This window comes from Agrobacterium sp. Ap1, from assembly GCF_017313375.1.
Lineage (GTDB): Bacteria > Pseudomonadota > Alphaproteobacteria > Rhizobiales > Rhizobiaceae > Neorhizobium > Neorhizobium cellulosilyticum.
The window spans coordinates 1-20136 of sequence record NZ_JAFLMY010000008.1 but is presented as its reverse complement, the minus strand read 5'-3'; the positions used below and the strand labels follow the sequence as shown (position 1 = coordinate 20136).

17 protein-coding genes and 1 tRNA gene are annotated in these 20136 nt (G+C 59.7%); 14 read left to right on the top strand and 4 right to left on the bottom strand.

The features are described from left to right. Nucleotides 1-113 precede the first annotated feature (113 nt). Nucleotides 114-1250, top strand: a complete 1137-nt coding sequence (locus JZX87_RS16710; RefSeq protein WP_206826869.1) for an acyltransferase family protein — start codon at nt 114-116, stop codon at nt 1248-1250. A 9-nt stretch (nt 1251-1259) separates the two neighbouring features. On the opposite strand, the gene JZX87_RS16705 is transcribed toward JZX87_RS16710, so the two are convergent. Next, entirely contained in the window at nt 1260-4898 is a 3639-nt protein-coding gene (locus JZX87_RS16705) for a PAS domain-containing hybrid sensor histidine kinase/response regulator (RefSeq protein ID WP_206827096.1), read from the bottom strand. A 268-nt stretch (nt 4899-5166) separates the two neighbouring features. Between JZX87_RS16705 and JZX87_RS16700 the strand changes: the two genes are divergently transcribed. Then, complete coding sequence (locus JZX87_RS16700; protein WP_206826868.1) at nt 5167-6756, top strand: trimethylamine methyltransferase family protein; 1590 nt, start codon at nt 5167-5169, stop codon at nt 6754-6756. 205 nt (nt 6757-6961) lie between these two features. Then, nucleotides 6962-7312 (top strand): hypothetical protein, encoded by a 351-nt coding sequence (locus JZX87_RS16695; protein WP_206826867.1) that lies wholly within the window; start codon nt 6962-6964, stop codon nt 7310-7312. A 69-nt stretch (nt 7313-7381) separates the two neighbouring features. Here the strand turns inward: JZX87_RS16695 and JZX87_RS16690 are convergent, their stop codons facing one another. After that, complete coding sequence (locus tag JZX87_RS16690; RefSeq protein WP_183821278.1) at nt 7382-7672, bottom strand: PepSY domain-containing protein; 291 nt, start codon at nt 7670-7672, stop codon at nt 7382-7384. A gap of 138 nt (nt 7673-7810) precedes the next feature. Between JZX87_RS16690 and JZX87_RS16685 the strand changes: the two genes are divergently transcribed. The 6 genes from JZX87_RS16685 (at nt 7811) to JZX87_RS16660 (ending at nt 14478) form a co-directional block, all read left to right on the top strand. Continuing rightward, a complete protein-coding gene (locus tag JZX87_RS16685) occupies nt 7811-8122 on the top strand; it encodes a PepSY domain-containing protein (protein ID WP_206826865.1) in 312 nt (103 codons plus the stop codon). A gap of 5 nt (nt 8123-8127) precedes the next feature. Further along, nucleotides 8128-8787 carry a response regulator transcription factor gene (locus tag JZX87_RS16680; protein ID WP_206826863.1) on the top strand — a complete coding sequence of 220 codons (660 nt, stop codon included), beginning with the start codon at nt 8128-8130 and terminating at the stop codon, nt 8785-8787. After that, nucleotides 8784-10145, top strand: a complete 1362-nt coding sequence (locus JZX87_RS16675) for a sensor histidine kinase (RefSeq protein ID WP_206826861.1) — start codon at nt 8784-8786, stop codon at nt 10143-10145. The genes JZX87_RS16680 and JZX87_RS16675 overlap by 4 nt, the downstream gene beginning before the upstream one ends. Nucleotides 10146-10397: 252 nt before the next feature. Continuing rightward, nucleotides 10398-11732 (top strand): solute carrier family 23 protein, encoded by a 1335-nt coding sequence (locus JZX87_RS16670; protein WP_148145736.1) that lies wholly within the window; start codon nt 10398-10400, stop codon nt 11730-11732. A 321-nt stretch (nt 11733-12053) separates the two neighbouring features. After that, a complete protein-coding gene (locus JZX87_RS16665) occupies nt 12054-13844 on the top strand; it encodes a DEAD/DEAH box helicase (protein WP_206826858.1) in 1791 nt (596 codons plus the stop codon). 85 nt (nt 13845-13929) lie between these two features. Further along, a complete protein-coding gene (locus tag JZX87_RS16660) occupies nt 13930-14478 on the top strand; it encodes a hypothetical protein (protein ID WP_206826856.1) in 549 nt (182 codons plus the stop codon). On the opposite strand, the gene JZX87_RS16655 is transcribed toward JZX87_RS16660, so the two are convergent. Continuing rightward, nucleotides 14450-15358 (bottom strand): EamA family transporter, encoded by a 909-nt coding sequence (locus tag JZX87_RS16655; RefSeq protein WP_183822324.1) that lies wholly within the window; start codon nt 15356-15358, stop codon nt 14450-14452. The two genes, JZX87_RS16660 and JZX87_RS16655, sit on opposite strands and share 29 nt — an antisense overlap. A gap of 305 nt (nt 15359-15663) precedes the next feature. On the opposite strand from JZX87_RS16655, the gene JZX87_RS16650 reads away from it, so the two are divergent. The 4 genes from JZX87_RS16650 to JZX87_RS16635 all read left to right on the top strand — a co-directional run bounded on the left by JZX87_RS16650 (nt 15664) and on the right by JZX87_RS16635 (nt 19453). Further along, nucleotides 15664-17073: a circularly permuted type 2 ATP-grasp protein gene (locus JZX87_RS16650; RefSeq protein WP_206826855.1), complete on the top strand. Its 1410-nt coding sequence runs from the start codon at nt 15664-15666 to the stop codon at nt 17071-17073. Nucleotides 17074-17085: 12 nt separating this feature from the next. Further along, complete coding sequence (locus JZX87_RS16645) at nt 17086-18030, top strand: alpha-E domain-containing protein (RefSeq protein ID WP_148145740.1); 945 nt, start codon at nt 17086-17088, stop codon at nt 18028-18030. A 32-nt stretch (nt 18031-18062) separates the two neighbouring features. Continuing rightward, entirely contained in the window at nt 18063-18884 is an 822-nt protein-coding gene (locus JZX87_RS16640) for a transglutaminase family protein (protein WP_206826854.1), read from the top strand. A 65-nt stretch (nt 18885-18949) separates the two neighbouring features. Then, a complete protein-coding gene (locus JZX87_RS16635) occupies nt 18950-19453 on the top strand; it encodes a hypothetical protein (protein ID WP_183821269.1) in 504 nt (167 codons plus the stop codon). Between the two features lie 17 nt (nt 19454-19470). On the opposite strand, the gene JZX87_RS16630 is transcribed toward JZX87_RS16635, so the two are convergent. Further along, the gene (locus JZX87_RS16630) at nt 19471-19683 is read right to left on the bottom strand and encodes a DUF3329 domain-containing protein (protein WP_148145743.1); all 213 of its coding nucleotides are present in this window, start codon (nt 19681-19683) and stop codon (nt 19471-19473) included. Between the two features lie 262 nt (nt 19684-19945). On the opposite strand from JZX87_RS16630, the gene JZX87_RS16625 reads away from it, so the two are divergent. Then, nucleotides 19946-20022 (top strand) — tRNA-Arg (locus JZX87_RS16625). Nucleotides 20023-20136 lie beyond the last annotated feature (114 nt).

Here is a 20136-nt window from a genome sequence, read left to right as displayed (position 1 = left end):
TTAGGTTCTGCAGACCGGAGCCATATTGAGGCCACATCCCTTTCCTTTTTGTCGCACTGCAACATTTTCAGGCTATTAGGCTGGGGTAGCCGATGCCAACGGGAGACGATCTTATGGCGAAAGCCGAGCAGGGATACCGTATCGCATGCCTGGATGGCTTACGCGGCCTGGCAGCACTCTGGGTGCTGGTCGGACACGCTCACATTCTGACGGGTTTCCGCATACCCATCATTGGCGATCCCGACCTCGGCGTCGACCTGTTCGTCATGCTCTCCGGCTTCCTGATGGTGTTTCACTATCAGCTTCGGAAGAAGAAGGAGCCTTGGGAGGCGCCGGGCACATGGTCCGCCTTCTGGATCAGGCGCTTCTTCCGCATCGCCCCGCTCTATTACGTCATGCTTTTCGCAGCATTGGCGCTCGGCCCGATGATCTATGACGCCCGCTCGACGATCGACGCCTTCAATGCCGTTCCGCCACAGCCAGCAGCCCGCTATATCGACGACAGCCTCACGAACTACCTGCTGCACCTGAGCTTCCTTTTCGGCCTCAGCCCGACATACGGCTATCGGACGGCACTGCCGGACTGGAGCATCGGGCTGGAAATGCAGTTCTATGCGGCCCTTCCCTTCATCATGATCATCGTCGGCCGGCTCGGCTGGGTCAGATCCATGATCGGTGTCGTCGCGGCCGGCATCGCCACCGTCTATGTCGTCACAAGGATCGGCTATCATTTCCCGATGCCGACTTTCCTGCCGCTCAAGATGCATGTCTTTGCCGCCGGCATGTTGCTCGCGGCAGCGCTCGACTTGAGCAATCGGCGTGCCTTTGCCTATGCGGCGCTCGCCTGCCTGTTCGTGCTCATTCCGGTCGGCGGCGTGATGAACCCGATGCACGAAATCGTCCGTCTGGCACTGGTCGCCATCTTTTTCGCGCTTGTCCATGCACACCGCCTACCGTCGGCGATCTCCGGCGTGGCGGAGACGATCTCAAATCAGCTCGGCAACCGGCTCTTCCACACGCTCGGCGAACTCTCCTTCGGAGCCTATCTCGCCCACCTGCTGATCATGCAGCCGGTCGTAGCCTTCCTGATCCGGAATTTCGAAATGAGCGATACGACACGATGGCTGGTGACGTTGGTCATCACCCTCCCCCTCACCTATGCAGTGGCGGCGATTGGTTACAGTCTGATCGAAATGCAGGGGTCGAAGATCGGCAGAAGCCTGACCCGGCCACGGACCGCCGCGGCCTGATCATCTCTCTCAGCGCGATTGCGTTGAAAGCCGCGCGCCGCCGATCCAGGTGCGGATCTTGTCTTCGAGCGCTTCCGGGCTGATCGGCTTCGACAGATAGTCATCCATGCCGGCCTGGAAGCAGAGCTCGCGGTCGCTTTCCAGCGCATGCGCGGTCACACCGATGATCGGCGTGTGGGTGCCGGTGCGCTCCTCCAGTTCGCGGATCTTCTGCGTCGCCTGATGACCGTTCATCACCGGCATGGAGACATCCATGAGGATGATCGCCGGATCATGCGCCTGCCAGGCGTCGACCGCTTCCGCACCATTCTTGACGATTTGGAACAACCAGCCGGTAGTCTGCAGGATCTGGGTGAAGACGATCTGGTTGACCTCGTTATCCTCGGCCACCAATACGTCGAGCGACGGCATGGCCTGAACGGGAGGCGTCGACTTTGCACCAGTCACCAACTGAGGACTTGCAATCGGCGCGATAGCCTCTGCAACGACAGTTGCCTCCATCTGCCGCCGGCTTCTGACCGATCGCACCACGTCGATGACAGTGCTGCGCAGAAGGTTGGCCCGCGCCGGCTTCATAAGATGCGCATGGATCTGCAGGCTGGCAAACATGCTTTCGTCATTTGCCATGTCCATTGAGGTCAGGAAGATGATGCCTGTGCGGTCGAAGCGATTGTCTCCACGCAGCGACTTGGCGAAATCAAGCCCGTTCATTTCCGGCATGTGATAGTCGAGCACGATCGCATCGACCGTGATCCCGAGGCGCGTTGCCTCGGCAAGGACGGCCAACCCCTCGGCACCGCTTTCCGCCGCGACCGTATCGAAACCCCACATGGAAAGCTGTTCGGAAAGGATGCGGCGATTGACGGCATTGTCGTCGACAATCAGCACGCGCGCGCCGCTGGTACTGACCGGCAGCACGGTTTCGGTCTTGCGCTCCGCGACGACCGGGAACGGCAGGCTCACGGTAAACACCGAGCCGCGTCCAAGTTCGCTTTCGACATTGACCGATCCGCCGAACAGTTCGACGAGACCCGACGTGATCGCCAGCCCCAGACCCGTGCCCTCGTGCCGCCGCGTCGAGGACGTATCGACCTGCGAAAATTTTTCGAACACCGAGGCGAGTTTCTCGTCCGGAATGCCGAGCCCGGTGTCCTCGATCCGGATCGTCAGCATCAGGTCAGAAGCTCCCACGGGTTCCGACTTCAGGTCGATGAAGACATGCCCCTTCTCGGTAAACTTCACCGCATTGCCGACGAGATTGGTGACGATCTGGCGGAAGCGCCCGGCATCGCCGAGCACAGTTTCCCGCACGGAAGCATCACCGCGCACGATGAGTTCGATATCCTTGTCGGCGGCAGCGGACGAAAGCAGCGTGGCCACATCTTCGATCGCCTCCACCGGATCGAAAGGCGCCTTCCTCAGCTTCATCTGCCCGGCATCGATCTTCGAGAAATCGAGGATGTCGTTGATGATCGTTAAAAGCGCATTGCCGGATTTAACGATGATGTCGATGAAGGTCTTCTGCCGCGTGTCGAGATTGGATTTGGCCAGTAGTTCCGCCATGCCGAGCACGCCATTCATCGGCGTGCGGATTTCATGGCTCATATTGGCGAGGAATTCCGACTTGGCACGATCAGCAGCCTCGGCGCGCTGCAGCAGCCGCGTCAGGTCCTCTTCGCGCGCCTTGACATCGGTGACGTCAGTAAAGACGGCCAGCCAATGGTCACTGTCGGTCTGCCGCGCCTCGACCTGAACCCATTTGCGGTTCTCGATCTTGAACGAGGCATAGAACGGCCGGCCCGCAGCCATGTTCTCTTCCAGCGACCGAAACGTTCCAAGCGCTTCACCGCTCGCACCGAGATCGCCGCGACGGACACAATAACGGAACAGATCGCGCCACTGCGCGCCGGGAGAAACCATCTCAGCGGGCATTTCCAGCATGGCGGCAAGCGCATCGTTGGAAAGCTCGACCTCTCCATCATGCAGGATGAGCAGCCCTTGCGACATCGCGCTGGTCGCATCGCGCATCAGCGCGCCGTGACGCTCAAGCGCCGCCCGCGCCTCCTGGATTTCCGCATCACGCTTACGCATGACGGTGATGTCGGTATAACTGAGAAGGAGCTTGCCGTCAGAAAGCCGCGACGGCGAAATCAGCACCTGCCTGCCGGTAAGAGAGCGGATCTCCAGCGGCGGATGCCCGTCCTCCGTCAGCGCTGCAATTCGCTGCTCGTAGATCGCTTCGAAATCGGAACCGAAATCGGCAAACACGCCGCTCTCGAAAAGGAACAGAAGGAAGTCGCGGTAGGAACGGCCGGAGAGATTGAAGCTCCGCTTCGTATCCCAGAACTCCCCGAAAGCGGGATTGGCATATTCGAAATCGAACTGATCCGTCAGGATGGCGACGCCGACAGGAAGGGCGTCGAGAATGGTCTGCAGGTCCCGGCTGACCTTCTCCGCCTTCGCCTGTGCCTCGCTGATCTGCGAGACATCCGTCCGCGAGCAAAGGAGGTAATTGCTGCCATCCTCGGTCTGGATAGAGCGAAGACGGGTCAGGACCGGTATGACCGATCCGTCCGGAAAGGTCATGTCCTCGGACTTGTCGATATTCTCGCCATCCAGAACCCGGGCATTTTCGTCCCAGAAACGTTCGGCGGCCCAGGGAAACATCTGCGCTTCCGTCTGGCCTATATAGCGGTCCCGGCTGTCGCCGAGCATCCGCTCATAGGCATGGTTGGCATAGGTCAGTTCATGCCTGGCATTGCGCACGAAGACCGGCGTCGGCAGGTCCTCGAGGATGGCGCGGAACAGCTCCGTTTCCGCCACCTGATTGCGGAGCAGCATTTCCTGCTCCTTGAAATCGGTGACGTCCTGGCGGATCGCGATCAGAACACCGTTTTCCAGCCGTTTGTTGACCGATCGAAGCCAGCGCCCGTCGGCGAGATGATCGATGCTTTCATGATAGGGCTGCCGGAAAGGTTTGATCTGCTCTGCGAGCCATCCGTCCCGTCCCAGCGCGAGAACCTGATCGTCCGACTGATAGATCTTTCGGCGGCGGTCGTAGGCCTGCCCCAGGATCTGGGGCAGGCTCATCCCGACCTGCAGATCGATATCCAGCGTGCGGCCATATTCGGTAAGCTGCGAATTGCAATAGAGCAACACGTCGTTGCGGTCGTAGATGCCGATGCCCATTTCCAGCATGTCTAGGGCATCGTCGAGAAGTTTGTTGTCGAACATGGGCGAAGTGCCGCCTGCAACGCGCAATGGGACGATCTTGGCCGTGCCGGAGGAAAGCTCCGCCTTCGGCGCAATCGCTTCGATAGTGCCGAACAGATAGGTATGGTCGTTTTCGGTCAGAAAGCGCTCGATATGAACTTCATATAAAAGCGCACCGGCGGCATCGAACAACCGCGCGACCTCGTCGCTGCCGAAAACAATAGTCCGACTTTCCTTCTCCTTGCGGTCGCCGGCATCGACAGTGCCCGTCAGAGTGTTGCTGGCGCCGTCGACGAAATCGTCCGGACTAGCATCGAAAAGTTCCGCATAGGCGAGATTGACCGCCACATAGCGCAGCGCGCTATCCTTGATATAGGCCGGTTGCAGCAGATCCTGGATCCGCGCACAGGCTTTGTCGAGCAAGTCGCTGTGCATATCCAAGCGCTGCTGTCCCTTATTATGTTCCCGGGCAATTTTTTGGGCCGATTCACTGCGGCCGTGATGGCGACGATAACACCATGGAGAGTGTTAACAACGCGTTTTTACCACAAGTCGATACCCGGATTTTCATGTAGCGATTGCAGAATTTTCGCCGGAGCGGCGTGATGTCCTGGAAGAGGCGGCACATCGTCGCAAATGGCGAGGGCAACCGTGAAGAGAATTTGACACAGTCTGCGAAAGGACCGCCGCAGATGGGATAGTCATGAGCGAGATTACGACGCCTTCTTCTGCTGAAGCAGATGCTGGCCCGACGAGCGGTGAAAGACGCCGCCGCAGCGGCGGCAGAGGTGGCGAACGCCTCCGCTCAGGCCTGAGCGGGACAAAATACCGCAACCTGGTCAACACGATAGACAAGACTAGCATCCTCTCGCCCGAAGCGATTGAAGACATTCACAGCGCCTCGCTGATCGTGCTCGAGGAAATCGGTATGGACATCATCCTACCGGAAGCGCGTGAGCGGATGAAGATCGCGGGAGCAGATGTTACGCCCGGCTCCAACCGGGTGCGTTTCGACCGTGGCCTGATCGAGGAACTGATCGCATCCGCGCCGTCAAGCTTCACCATGCATGCCCGAAATCCGCAGCGGAATGTCAGCATCGGCGGCAATAACCTGGTCTTCGCGCAGGTCGCTTCCGCCCCTTTCGTTGCCGATCGCGAGGGTGGTCGCCGCGCCGGCAATCAGGAAGACTTTCGCAAGCTGATCAAACTCGCGCAGCATTACGACATCATCCACACGACCGGCGGTTATCCGGTCGAGCCGATCGACATTCATGCTTCGGTTCGTCACCTCGACTGCCTGTCCGATCTGGTGAAACTGACCGACAAGGTCTTTCATTGTTATTCGCTTGGCGCACAGCGCAATCTCGATGCACTTGAAATTGCCCGTATCGGAAGAGGCATATCGATGGAGCAGATGGCGACGGAGCCATCGCTTTTTACCGTCATCAACTCATCCTCCCCGCTCCGTCTCGACGGGCCGATGCTTCAAGGGATCATCGAAATGTCGTCGCGCGGCCAGGTCGTCATCATGACGCCGTTCACGCTGGCGGGCGCCATGGCGCCGGTAACTATCGCCGGCGCTCTGGTGCAGCAGAATGCCGAGGCGCTGGCTGGCATCGCCTTCACCCAGATGGTGCGAAAGGGCGCACCCGTCATGTATGGCGGCTTCACGTCCAATGTCGACATGAAGACCGGTGCACCCGCTTTCGGCACCCCGGAATATATGAAGGCGGTGATTGCCGGTGGGCAACTGGCCCGCCGCTACGGCATTCCTTACCGGACCTCCAACACCAATGCCGCCAATACGCTCGATGCACAGGCGGCATACGAAAGCTCCATGTCGCTCTGGGCGCTGACGCAAGGGGGCGGCAACTTCGTGCTTCACTCCGCGGGCTGGACGGAAGGCGGACTGACGGCATCCTTCGAGAAATTCATTCTCGACGTCGACATGTTGCAGATGGTGGCGGAATTCCTGACGCCGCTCGACGTAAGCGCCGACGCCCTGGCGCTAGATGCGGTGCGCGATGTCGGCCCCGGCGGCCATTACTTCGGCACCCCGCATACACTCGCACGTTACGAAACAGCCTTCTATTCGCCTATCCTTTCAGATTGGCGCAATTTCGAAACGTGGACCGAGGCAGGCAGGCCGACCACCTATGACCATGCCAACCGGATCTACAAGGAAGCACTGACCAATTACCAGCAGCCGGCACTTGATTCCGCAATAGGAGAAGAACTCGATTCTTTCGTGACCAGGCGCAAGGCTGAAGGCGGTGTGACAACCGATTTCTGAACGCCTTCAAACCGGCGCAGCGTCGCCGCAATCTCGCCACAAAGCGAGACAGGGGTTGCGTGTCAACGGCAAAAATCAACCTCTGGATGATCGAGTGTGAACAGGCGTTCAGACTAAGTCCTGTTTCCTTCCATCAATCTGCCGAGATTGAGCACCATCTTATGAACGTGCCCTTGGAACGAACCAGAGGGAAAGGACCACGATCATGACGTTCATGAAGAAAACAGTTTCCGCGAGCCTCGTCGCCCTGTCCGTCGCAGGCGCACTTGCCGCGACCGCACCTGCCGCAGAAGCGCGCGACCGCCATCATCACGGCGACGACGTCCTGATCGGCGCCGCCGCAGGTCTTGCCGGCGGTCTTATCGGAGGCGCAATCGTTTCCGGTTCGCAGCGACCGGTATATGTCGAGCCGCAATACGAATACGCACCGCCGCCGCCGCCGCGGGTCGTTTACCGCCCTGCTTACTACGAGCCGGCCCCGCCGCCGCCACGTTGCCATCTCGAATGGGTGGAAAACGAATATGGCGAAGCTTATCGCGCCCGCGTCTGCTATTAACATCTGAAGTCAGAGATGCTGAAGGCGGCGGTGAAAGAACCGCCGCCTTTTTTTATCTATTGTACGCGATCAATCGTCGTCGCCGTCGATCCACACCTGTTCGCCGGATTGCGGGTGGAACTTGATTTCCATCTTGCGGCCATCCTTGTTGCGGGCCTCGACCTCATAGCAACCGTCATCGATATTGATATCGCGGATTTCCAGACCAAGCGGCGCGATCCTGTTGCGCAAATCCGCTTCGCTCATCCAGTCGGCGATCGGCACATTGCCGCAACGGCGACGATCATCGTCATCCGCATGGGCGACAGAGGCAAAGCCAACGGAAGAGAGAGCAACGGCGGCAAGGATAATGCTTTTCATGACGGGTTCCTTTCGAACTGATCCGGCCGAGGCATCCTTGCCTGACCGATGGGCAGACCTTACGAAAGTGGCGCTGAGCGATAACTGACAGGCCATGTCAGCTAAATTTCAGCAAACCCGTGTTAGAGGAAGCGGATGTTGAAACGCCTCACTGCCCTCGCCCTTCTGTCTGCTCTGGTCTTTACGGCCCCGCCTTCGAAAGGCGATGACAACCATGATCTTGACCGCTTGCGCGATGCCGTGAACCGCGGTGAGGTCATGCCGCTTTCCGCCTTGCAGGAGGAAGTGCGGCGCGCGTTTCCGGGCGAGATCATCCGCGTCAAGCTGGATGAAGACGACGGGCGTTTCATCTACGAATTCAAGGTGCTGAAGAGTAATGGTCGACTTGTCGAAATCGAGATGGACGCCAGGGATGGCCGCGTTCTCGATGTCGACAATGACGACGATTGATTGCCATGCGTATCCTGCTTGTTGAAGACGACCCGTTGATCGCCCGTGATGTCTCCCGCCATCTCGAACATGCCGGCTATCTGGTCGAGCATGAACGTGACGGCGAGAGCGGCTGGTTCCGCGGTGACGCAGAAGAATTTGCCGCCGTCATTCTCGATCTCGGCCTGCCCGAGCTCGATGGCCTGTCGGTTCTCAAGCGCTGGCGCGCCACTGAGCGGGAACTGCCCGTTCTCATCCTGACTGCCCGCGGCAACTGGGAAGAGCGCGTCGAGGGCATCGATGCCGGCGCCGACGATTACCTTGTAAAACCGTTCCAGATGCCGGAGCTTCTGGCCCGCCTGCGCGCCATCATCCGCCGCTCGCAGGGCAAGGCAGCTCCAGTGATGCAGGCAGGCAGGCTGAAGCTCGATCCGCGCGCAAAGATCGCCTCGATCGACGGCCTGCCTGTGGAACTGACGCCGCTCGAATATCGCTGCCTGCATTTTCTGATGGCCAATGCAGAGCGGCATGTCTCGCAGATGGAATTGACCGAGCAACTCTACGCACAGGATTTCGAGCGAGAGAGCAATTCGGTCGAAGTCCTTGTCGGGCGTCTGCGCAAGAAGTTCGGCAAGGAGATCATCGCTACCCGCCGCGGTTACGGCTACCGGATCGGAACCGCATGAGCGAAAACATCAAGGCCGGGCGACGTCCGCTTTCGATCCGCAACCGTTTTCTGATCGTCTCGCTGGTCACGGTCCCGGCGGCACTTGCCTTGGCCTGCTTGTTTATGGTCTCGGTCTTTTCCGCCAATCTGGAACGCCGGCTCGATGCGGAACTGACCGGCCATATCAACAATATCGCCGCCTCGCTGCGTTTTGCTGCCGATGGCACACCCGAACGCCCGGCCGGCTTCTTCGACAAGCGTTTCGAGGATGCCTATGGCGGGCTCTACTGGCAGATCGGCGACGACACCTCCCCTGCCCGCCTGCGCTCCCACTCGCTTTGGGATTATACGCTTACTTCACCTGCCGATCTGCCGAGCGACGGGCGGGTTCTTCGCTACGACATGGCCGGGCCGGACGGCGCGACACTGACCGCCCAGCAGCGCCAGATCATGGTGCCGACGCCCGCAGGCCTGAAGACCCTGCAGATCATCGTAGCGGCCGATCGCAAGCCATTGCAGGAAGCCGGTTATCGCTTCGCCTTCGACATCCTGCCCTATCTTGCAGGCCTCGCAGTTTTCCTGATCGGCGCGTCGCTGATCCAGGTCGTCTTCGGCCTGAAGCCGCTGGCAGCCTTGACTACCGGCCTAGACCGTATTCGCGAGCGGCGCGGCGGCCGGCTGGAAGGCGTTTTGCCGAAGGAATTCGAACCCGTAGAGATATCGGTCAACCGCCTGCTCGACGCTCAGGCTCAGGCAATCGCCAAGGCTCGCGCCCGTGCCGGCGATCTGGCGCACGGGCTGAAAACACCGCTGACGGTGCTTTCCAACGACGCCCTGACGCTGCGCCAGAAGGGCGAGACCGAGATGGCAGACGAGATCGACCGGCTGGTGGCGCTGATGCGCGCCCATGTCGAAGCGGAACTGGCAAGAAGTCGCATCGTCGCCAATGCAGAACTCCGCCAATCCGATGCCGACATCGAAAAGATCACCGGCCAGATCGTCCGCACGCTGAAACGAACGCCGGAAGGTGAAGCGCTCAACTGGAATGTCGAGATCGGCGAGCCGGCGGACGTTCCTCTCGATCCGCATGACCTTCGCGAGATGATCGGCAACATCGTCGAAAACGCCGTCAAATGGGCAGCAAGCGAAGTGACTATCACCTGGAAAAACCGCCGACTGACCGTTGCCGACGACGGTCCCGGCGTCGATCCCGAAAAGATCCGCAGTATGACCGAACGCGGCGTCCGTCTGGACGAGCAGGTGCCGGGAACCGGGCTTGGCCTCTCCATCGTCAAGGAAATCTGCACCGTCTACGGTTTGACCCTATCGATCGAGAACCGGCAGCAGGCCGGACTGCAGGTCACCATCGCCTTCTGACCTGCGACAGGATTTCCTCCGTCGACGGCATAAGCGCTGTGGGAAACCGCTTGCCCGCCGATGACATCGGCCAATGATAGCGTTAACGAGGCTTTTTGCGAGCCGGCACGATCCATCGAAGCAACCGCGGCGATCCCGTGCCCGCGCGACAGGCAAAATTCATTCCCGCCTTATGAGACTATAAATCGAAAAAGCACGGCACAGGAAACGTGTCGGGTCGCTTGGCGGGACGCAACAGGGATAGGGCGAGACATGAGCGAGACGGGTGGGTATTTTCCGCGTTGGCGGCTGAAGACGGAAGGGCGCATCCTGCCCGACGAACGTCTGCCGGCCGGGCCGACGGTGGTGCTGGGCTTCCAGCATGTGGTGGCGATGTTCGGCTCGACCGTGCTTGCCCCGATGATCATGGGTTTCGATCCGAACGTATCGATCCTGTTTTCCGGCCTTTCGACATTGATCTTCTTCATCGCTGTCGGCGGCCGCGTGCCGAGCTATCTCGGCTCCTCCTTCGCCTTCATCGGCCCGGTTCTGGTTGCAACTGCGGCAGCAGCCGGCGCGCCTAACCCGAATATCGCCTTGGCGCTGGGCGGCATCATTGCAGCCGGGGCGCTTTACGCCCTGATCGGTGTCATCGTCATGATGGCCGGCCACCGCTGGATCGAGCGGCTGATGCCGCCGGTTCTGACCGGCGCGATCGTCGCCGCTATCGGCCTCGTGCTTGCACCGATCGCAATCGCCAGCGCATCCGGCACCGGTGCGGCAACGCCCGACGGCAGCCAGCTGTCGCGCTGGGTGGCAATCGCTACCGTCGCCGCAGTCGGCCTCGTCGCCGTCTACGCTCCCGGCATGACCCGCCGCCTGCCGATCCTTCTCGGCGGCGCTTTCGCCTACATCCTCTATCTCGTGCTGGCGAATGGAATGGGTTACGGCACACCGATCGACTTTTCCGGCGTCTCTGCCGCCGCATGGTTCGGTTTGCCGACCTTCACCGCCCCGGTATTCTCGGCCTCCGCGATCACCCTGATCGCCCCGGTCGTCGTCATTTTGGTTGCCGAAAACCTCGGACATATCAAGGCGATCGGCGCCATGACCGGCCGCAATCTCGACCCTTATCTCGGCCGCGCCTTCATCGGTGACGGTGTCGCAACGATCTTCTCCGGGTTCTTCGGCGGCACCGGCATGACGACCTACGCCGAAAACATGGGTGTCATGGCCGTCACCCGCATCTTCTCGACGCTGGTCTTCCTCGTCGCCGCCTTCGTCGCCATCCTGCTCGGCTTCTCGCCAAAATTCGGCGCGCTGATCCAGACAATCCCTGGCCCGGTTCTCGGCGGCCTTTCAATCGTCGTCTTCGGCCTGATCGCCGCCACTGCCGGCCGTATCTGGGTGGAAAACAAGGTCGACTTTTCCGAGCCGCGCAACCTGATCACCGTCGGCGTTGCGCTGGTGCTGGGCGCCGGAAACTTCAAGCTCGATGTCGCGGGCTTCACGCTCGACGGCATCGGCACCGCTACGATCGGTGCGATCGTGCTCTATCACGCGCTTGGCCTGACCAAGGCTGCAAACAAGCCGGATCAACAGGCCTGACGAGACAAAAGCGCAGGCCGCATGGCTGGCCTGCGCTTCGCATTTGCGAAATATCCTTGACTTTTCTCGGCAAATCCACCAAATGCGGCTCATGCTTTCACCTTCCGGCCGCCGCGTGAGTTGGCCCTGCGACAACAAAGATCGCAAAGAAGGAACAAGGCGCACAGATAGATCGCCCTGACACTCAGGGTTCAAGCGCTGGGAAGCAATTTCCAACACACAAGTTCCCAAATCACGCGGGGTTCTTGACGCCAGAAACAGCCCACATGGCATGGTGCCATGCAGGCATGTCGTTTTCTGGCGCCCCGAAAGGTATTCGCTTTGACGAATTTTGAATCTCTTGGTGTCTCCAAGCAGATCGTCGCCACGCTGACCGCGCTTGGCATTGAAACCCCGACGCCGATCCAGGCGCAGGCTATCCCGCTTCTCCTCGAAGGCCGCGACCTGATCGGCCTTGCCCAGACAGGCACCGGCAAAACAGCCGCTTTCGGCCTGCCGCTGATCGAGCGCCTGCTTGCCGATGGCACGCGTCCCGACAACCGCACGACCCGTTCGCTGATCCTTGCGCCGACGCGCGAGCTGGTCAACCAGATCGCCGCCAGCCTGAAGTCCTTCGCCAAGGGCCGTCCGCTGAAGATCAACCTCGTCGTCGGCGGTGTGTCGATCAACAAGCAGCAACTGCAGCTGGAAAAGGGCACCGACATTCTGGTTGCCACCCCCGGCCGCCTGCTCGATCTCGTAGCCCGCCGCGCTATCGGCCTGACGACCGTGCGCTTCCTCATTCTTGACGAAGCCGACCAGATGCTCGATCTGGGCTTCGTCCATGACCTGCGCAAGATCTCCAAGATGGTGCCGAAGAAGCGCCAGACCATGCTTTTCTCGGCCACCATGCCGAAGGCGATCGCCGATCTGGCCGCCGACTTCCTCACAGATCCGGTCAAGGTCGAAGTCACGCCTCCGGGCAAAGCTGCCGACAAGGTCGAACAGTATGTCCATTTCGTTGCCGGCAAGGGCGACAAGACGGAAATTCTGCGCAAGTCGCTGCTCGAAAACCCGGATGGCCGCTCGATCGTCTTCATGCGCACCAAGCACACTGCCGAGAAGCTGATGAAGCATCTCGACAATATCGGCTTCTCTGTCGCCTCTATCCACGGCAACAAGAGCCAGGGCCAGCGCGAGCGGGCACTGAAGGGTTTCCGTGACGGCGAGATCAAGACGCTGATCGCCACCGACGTTGCCGCCCGCGGCATCGACATTCCGGCCGTCAGCCACGTCTATAACTACGACCTGCCGGAAGTGCCGGATGCCTATGTTCACCGCATCGGTCGTACGGCACGTGCGGGCCGTGACGGCATCGCGATCGCGTTCTGCGCCCCGGATGAAACGCTGCTCCTGCGCGATATCGAAAAGCTGATGGGCATCGAGATCAAGTCCGTATCGGGCGAGCGCCCGGAAGCGCTGAACCGTCCGGTTCGCGGCAATGGCAATAACAATAACCGCGGCGGCAACAAAGCCCGTGGCGGCAATGCCCGCGGTAACGGTGGTGGCAACGGCGAAAGCGGCAAGTCCAAGCGCCGCGAACGCCCGGCCCGCAAGCCGTTCTTCGCGGAAGGCGCAGAAGGTGCTTCGGAAGAGCGCGCAGAGCGCCAGGAACATCGTGGTGGCTCCAACAATCGTCCGCAGCGCGACAACCGCCGCAACGAAGAGTTTCGTGGCCAGCGCCGCAACGAGGAGGCTCCGCGCTCCGAAGGCGACAACGATCTGGTAGCGACCTCGGACTTCCGTCCGAACCGTGGCGAGCAGCAGAAGCGCGGCGGCGGCCAGAACCGTGGTCACCAGGGCCAGGGCCAGCGTCAGCCGAACAATGGCGGCAATCGTGACCGCGCCGCCCACGGCGCCCACGAAGCCGGCAAACAGCGCCAGCAGCATCAGGCAGGTGCGACCGATGGTGCGCAGGCTCCGGCAAAGACCGGTGGCCAGAACCGCCATACCCCGCAGAAGACCAGCCAGGGCGAAGGTCGCGGCCCCGTCCGCTTCGGCAATCCCGGCCCTGCTCGTGGCGACGAACAGCGCGGCGGCGGTTTTCAAGGCCGCAAGCGCCGTCCGGCGTAAGCTGCAAATCTAAAATACAAATAAGCATTGAAGCCGCCTCGGGTCTTGCCTCAGGCGGCTTTACTTTGATCATAGAGCCTCCTAGGTGAGCATAAGGACCACAACCAAATGGGCGAAATTGATAAGATACAACCTATCAGACAAAGATATCCTGAGCGCCCACCGCCTCTGGCGACGAACAAAATGGGGCAATCGAGTTTACTTGATATCCTGCCTGATTTTGATCGTCCTTATCAGCGCTTACGCTGAGCTGATGTATGATGACCTCAACATGCAGATGCTGATGAGAATTGTCCGCGTTCCTCTGAGCATTGCCCTTTTGAGCTTGGCGGCTGGTTTCATCGCCTCACGGGCGGCATTGCGCAATTTCAAGGCTCGGTTTCAAGCAAACAAGCCTATAGAACTTAGTTGGAACAACGACACCATTACCTTCGAACAAGGCGTTTCACTTTGGCGCGTTCCCCTGCAGGATTTCAGATCTTGGGCAATGAACGACAGTATCCTTCTGATCTTGCGGAGAGGAGCAATTTGGGACCCTATCCCCCTACGCGCTTTAACTCACGATCGACAAGCAGACCTGCTCGACACGTTTACCAAAGCTGGCATTACCCGCGCCAAGTTGTTTCCTTTTTGAAATTGGCGGCCTTCCGGTTCACCAGATACACCCCCGTAACCACGATCGCCGTGCCAACCACCACCGGCAAGGTCAGCGGTTCGCCGAACAGGATCGCGGCCTCGATAGCCACCATGGGCGGCATCAGATAGATCAGCGATGCCGCGCGCGAGACCTGTCCGTGCCGAATGAGCCGAAGCAGCAGGAACACCGCCCCCATCGAAATGCCGATCACCGACCATGCCATCGACGCGATCGCCTGCCATGTCCAGTCGAAACGCATGTCCTCTGTCAGAAGGGCGATCGGCAGGGTGACGATCAAGGCGCCGACGAACTGCAGCGTCGCCGTCGCCATCAGGTCTGCCTGCTGCAGATGCTGCTTCTGATAGATGGTTCCGTAGGTCACCGATGTCATGGCGACGAGATTGATGATCAGTGGAATGCCGAGCCCCGTCAGCCCGGCAGCAAGGCTGGCCAGAAGCTGCGGTGAAATCGCGATCAGTATGCCGGCAAAGCCGAGCCCGAGGCCGATGCGCTGGCGAGAAGAAAGCCGTTCGCCAAGCAGGAAGGTGGCTGCCAATGCAGTCAACAACGGTTGCAGCCCGGCGATGATGCCGGACAGGCCCGACGGCACCCCCTGCCCGATCGCATACCAGACACCGGCAAGATAAAGCCCGTGCAGAAACACGCCGGAGAGAATGGCCTTGCCGAATCCCACCCCGCTCTTGGGCCACTTTGCCCCGATCAGCAGACAGAGGCCGGCAAAGGCGCACGCCGCGAGAGCATGGCGCACGGCGAGAAAGGTGATCGGGTCGGCATGCATGGCCGCATATTTCGCAACGATCCAGCCCGTGGACCATAGAAAGGCAAATATCGCCGGCGCGAGGCGGTCAAGCATGATTGGCTTCCGTCAAAGAGGTTAGTTCCCATAGGCGGACAATATTTCCCGGTCAAAGCAGAAAATCTGACGGCAATCGTCAATGACGTTGATCATCCCGTGAGCACTTGGCGCTTTAACGGGCAACACATTGATTTGACGAATGTTAGCAAATCTTGACCTATCGGTTTCAGCTCTGGGCGGCAGCCTCAAATACCCTATTTCCTAAGCGCCAAGTGGAGTTTCGATTTTATCTTCGGCAACTGCGCATGGTTCTTGCATTGCCCTCTGCGTTGTATTCTTATGGCCAAAAAAAGGGGAACGCTTCTTTGGCATTTGATGAAATGTTAACTGCGGAGAACCTTCCGCGCCCACCATATAAAGACTACCACGAGTGGTACGCGGCGCAGGACACCGCACATCTGATCCGCAAGACTCAGGATGCGGAAAACATTTTTCGCAAGACCGGCATCACCTTCGCAGTCTACGGCCACGCGGACAGTTCAGAAAAACTCATCCCCTTCGACATCATTCCCCGCATCATCTCCGCTCGCGAATGGCGCAAGCTGGCCCAGGGCATCGAGCAGCGGGTTCTGGCGCTCAACGCCTTTCTCGACGACATCTACCACAAGCAGGAGATCATCAAGGCAGGCCGCATCCCGCGCGAACTGATCGAGAAGAACGTCGCCTTCCTGCCCGAGATGATCGGCTTCAAGCCACCGGGTGGCGTCTATACCCATATCGTCGGCACCGACATCGTGCGCACCGGCGAAGACCAGTTCTACGTTCTGGAAGACAATGCCCGCACGCCCTCCGGTGTCTCCTACATGCTGGAGAACCGCGAGACGATGATGCAGATGTTCCCCGAACTGTTCACCTTGAACAAGGTGCAGCGGGTCGAGGATTATCCGCGCCTGCTTCGCCAGTCGCTCGCGGCTGTCACCCCTCCCGGCTGCAAGGGCAAGCCGCGCGTTGCCGTGCTCACTCCCGGCATCTACAATTCCGCCTACTACGAACACTCCTTCCTCGCCGACCAGATGGGCGTCGAACTGGTGGAAGGTTCGGATCTGCGCGTGCTCGACGGCAAGGTGCAGATGCGCACCACCCGCGGTTACGAGGCGATCGACGTTCTTTATCGCCGAGTCGACGACGATTTCCTCGACCCTCTCACCTTCCGCCCGGATTCGGCGCTGGGCATTCCCGGCATCATGGATGTCTACCGCGCCGGCAATGTCACGATCGCCAATGCACCGGGAACCGGCATCTGCGACGACAAGGCGATCTATTCCTACATGCCGGAAATCGTCGAATTCTATACGGGTCGCAAGGCGCTTCTTGAAAACGTGCCGACCTGGCGCTGTTCCGAGCCGGCCAGCCTCAAATACGTGCTGGAAAATATCGCGGACCTGGTGATCAAGGAAGTTCACGGGTCAGGCGGATACGGCATGCTGGTGGGGCCGACGGCGACAAGAAAGGAACGCTCCGACTTTGCCGAAAAGCTCAGCGCACGCCCGTCCAACTACATCGCCCAGCCGACGCTGGCTCTGTCCACCGTGCCGATCTTCGTCAACAAGGGCATCGCCCCGCGCCACGTCGATCTGCGGCCCTATGTACTGGTTTCCGACAAGGTGAAGATCATTCCAGGCGGTCTCACCCGCGTGGCGATCAAGCAAGGCTCGCTGGTGGTCAATTCCAGCCAGGGCGGCGGCACCAAGGACACCTGGGTACTGGAAGATTGAGGGCGTAGAAGAATGCTGGGAAGAACTGCAAACGGCCTCTACTGGATGTTCCGTTACATCGAGCGCGCCGAAAACATCGCCCGTCTCGTCGATGCCGGCCTGCGCGTATCGCTGACCCGCGCCGGCTCTTCGGATGAGGACTGGCACGGCGTGCTCGAGAGTGCGGGGGTGCGCGAGGCCTATTCCGAGGTCCACGACAAGATGACCGCCTCCGACGCGGTCGATTATCTGCTGCGCGACCGCACCAACCTGTCGAGCGTCATGTCCTGCATCGAGGCGGGCCGTAACAACGCCCGCATGGTAAGAACCGCCCTGACGCGCGAGACCTGGGAAGCGACCAACGAGGCGTGGATCGACCTCAAGGCCCGTATGTCGCGCAAGCCCAAGGCTGCCGACCTGCCCGAGCTGATCGGCGTCATAAAACATCGCTGCGGTCTCATCCGCGGCGCATTTCACGGCTCGATGCTCAGAAACGAAATCTACAATTTCGCCCGCATCGGCACATTCATCGAACGGGCCGACAACACCGCCCGCATTCTCGACGTCAAATATTACGTGCTCCTGCCCTCTGTCAGTCAGGTCGGCTCGGCGCTCGACAATTTCCAGTGGGAATCGATCCTACGATCTGTCTCGGCCCATCGCTCCTACGGCTGGGTCTATGACGGCGAATACCAAGCCTCAAACATCGCCGATATGCTGATCCTGCAGGTGCAGATGCCGCGCTCGCTCGCCTATTGTTACGAGAAGATTGTCAGCAACCTGCATTACCTGTCGGAAGATTACGGCGGCGAGCGGCTAACGGCGCATGACACGGCTGATGCGATCCGGACCATGCTCAAGCGCGGCTCCGTCACCGAGATCATGGACCAGGGCCTGCACGAATTCCTCGAAGACTTCGTCTATCGCAACAACCAGCTCAGCGCCGAGATTTCCGACGGCTACCGCTTTTATCAGTAATCAGCCCAACCGCTCGACCCGAAGGACCACCCATGCGGCTGAAGATTTCGCATACGACAGAATATCTCTATGACGAACCCGTTCCCTATCTGCTGCAGCGCCTGCGGCTGACCCCGATCAGCGGGCCGACGCAAAAGGTGCTGAACTGGAGTGTGAAGGTCGACGGCGCCAAGATCGAGACGGGGTATTTCGACCAATACGGCAATCATGTCGAGCTTGTTTCTGTCGAGGGCGCGGAACATGTGATCCGCATCACCGCCACAGGAGAGGTCGATACGCTCGACAAGGCCGGCGTCTTCGGCGCCCATCTCGGCTGTACCCCGCTCTGGCTTTACCTGCGCGACACCGGCCGCACCAAGCCCGGCAAGCTGGTCAAGGATCTGGCGAAAAACGTGAAAGGTGACAGCGAACTGGCGCAGATGCATGCGCTGATGGACGCAATCCACGAGGCGGTCGCCTACAATCCCGGCACCACCACGACCGAAACGACGGCCGAAGAGGCGCTGGCGGCAAAGACCGGCGTCTGCCAGGACCACGCCCATATCTTCATTTCAGCCGCGAGGTTTTCCGGCATTCCGGCCCGTTATGTTTCAGGTTATCTTTTGATGGAGGATAGGCCGGAACAAGTGGCAACCCATGCGTGGGCGGAAGCCCATGTCCCAGGCCTCGGCTGGGTTGGCTTCGATGCCGCCAACAATGTCTGCCCTGATGACCGTTATGTCCGCATCGCGTCGGGCCTCTGCTACCGAGACTGCGCTCCGGTTTCCGGCATGCGGATCGGACCGGCCGGGGAAAACCTCACGGTAAGCCTGACGGTCAAACCGAGCCAGGAACAAAGCCAGACGCAGTCCTGAATGGACGAACGCAAGCCCGGCGCCATGTCCGCCTGCCAGAATGAGATTTCTGGACCGGAGGGTGCATGCTGTTAGGGCAGTCTATATTCCAGTCGGTCCTGACCCGGCTGAAGGAAGAACAGCGAGACGAAGAGGATACGGTACCCGATACGGCGGATTTCCGCATTCGCGGTCTTGGCGCCGGTTTTCTGACGCCCGATGGTCGCCCGGAATCTGCAAAAGCAGATGCGGGTAGCTATTTCGACTATCTTGCCGATTGGCCCGCAAGCGAGCCTGACCGCGTGACACTGAACTCAGGCGCGGCGACGGATGAAGAGGCTGCGCCACCGCCGGAAAAACCCGTTATGCCAGCGCATCTCAATCGCCTGACGGAAGCGGAAATTGCCGAGGACCTGGCAATTTCCTCACTGGATAATGAGGCATCGCTCAACGAAAAACGCCGGAAATTTGCCAAGCTCAATCATCCGGATCGGATAGATGCGGAATTTCGCGACAATGCTACGATCAGGATGAAAACCGCCAATCTTTTGATCGATCAGGCCCTAAACGCTCTTTACTGGCGCAAGTAAACGGCTTTTGCGGAGGGTCAATCCTCTGGCCGCTCCCTCGGCTTCACATCCTGTGAGGCCTTCCGGTCAAAGAACAGCTTGTAGGTGGCAAACAAGCCGACGATGGCGACGATCCCGGCCCATACCGCCTCGCCGGCATAAAGCTCGATTCCGACCCAGACGAAACATACGGCCGGGATAAGCACTCGGCGCCAGAGCGCATCATAAAATGGATGGTTAGGATCGATCATATAAATTGCCTCCTCCGACCGGACACACTCGGCTTTCACGGGGTATCCGGGTTGACAGGGAAAATGCAAGATCACTAGCAGACAAACTCTCTTCACAGGCACGATTCCTGCTCACGTTCACCGTCAATATTCACATTCCGCATCGACGCTCACCTCAGCATCGATTTTTCCGTCATCCATGGCGCGATTGGCATTGAAGCCTTTGCCGAGCTAGGCTAAGAACCACCCATCGGACACTGACGAGTCATCGTCATCACGGTTAGCACCCGTAGCTCAGCTGGATAGAGTGTTGGATTCCGATTCCAAAGGTCACAGGTTCGAATCCTGTCGGGTGCGCCATTTATTTTTCTCTGCCCGGCCAAGTAAGCCGAGATCCCATATGTGGACGGCCCCTGACCCGCAAGATATTTCGAGACAATTTGATCTGATCGCTTGCGTTCATATGTCCGGCCT

Coding starts and splice junctions, on each gene's coding strand:
- JZX87_RS16710 (WP_206826869.1), top strand. CDS start 114: ATGGCGAAAGCCGAGCAGGGATACCGTATCGCATGCCTGGATGGCTTA.
- JZX87_RS16705 (WP_206827096.1), bottom strand. CDS start 4,898: ATGCACAGCGACTTGCTCGACAAAGCCTGTGCGCGGATCCAGGATCTG.
- JZX87_RS16700 (WP_206826868.1), top strand. CDS start 5,167: ATGAGCGAGATTACGACGCCTTCTTCTGCTGAAGCAGATGCTGGCCCG.
- JZX87_RS16695 (WP_206826867.1), top strand. CDS start 6,962: ATGACGTTCATGAAGAAAACAGTTTCCGCGAGCCTCGTCGCCCTGTCC.
- JZX87_RS16690 (WP_183821278.1), bottom strand. CDS start 7,672: ATGAAAAGCATTATCCTTGCCGCCGTTGCTCTCTCTTCCGTTGGCTTT.
- JZX87_RS16680 (WP_206826863.1), top strand. CDS start 8,128: ATGCGTATCCTGCTTGTTGAAGACGACCCGTTGATCGCCCGTGATGTC.
- JZX87_RS16675 (WP_206826861.1), top strand. CDS start 8,784: ATGAGCGAAAACATCAAGGCCGGGCGACGTCCGCTTTCGATCCGCAAC.
- JZX87_RS16670 (WP_148145736.1), top strand. CDS start 10,398: ATGAGCGAGACGGGTGGGTATTTTCCGCGTTGGCGGCTGAAGACGGAA.
- JZX87_RS16645 (WP_148145740.1), top strand. CDS start 17,086: ATGCTGGGAAGAACTGCAAACGGCCTCTACTGGATGTTCCGTTACATC.
- JZX87_RS16640 (WP_206826854.1), top strand. CDS start 18,063: ATGCGGCTGAAGATTTCGCATACGACAGAATATCTCTATGACGAACCC.
- JZX87_RS16635 (WP_183821269.1), top strand. CDS start 18,950: ATGCTGTTAGGGCAGTCTATATTCCAGTCGGTCCTGACCCGGCTGAAG.
- JZX87_RS16630 (WP_148145743.1), bottom strand. CDS start 19,683: ATGATCGATCCTAACCATCCATTTTATGATGCGCTCTGGCGCCGAGTG.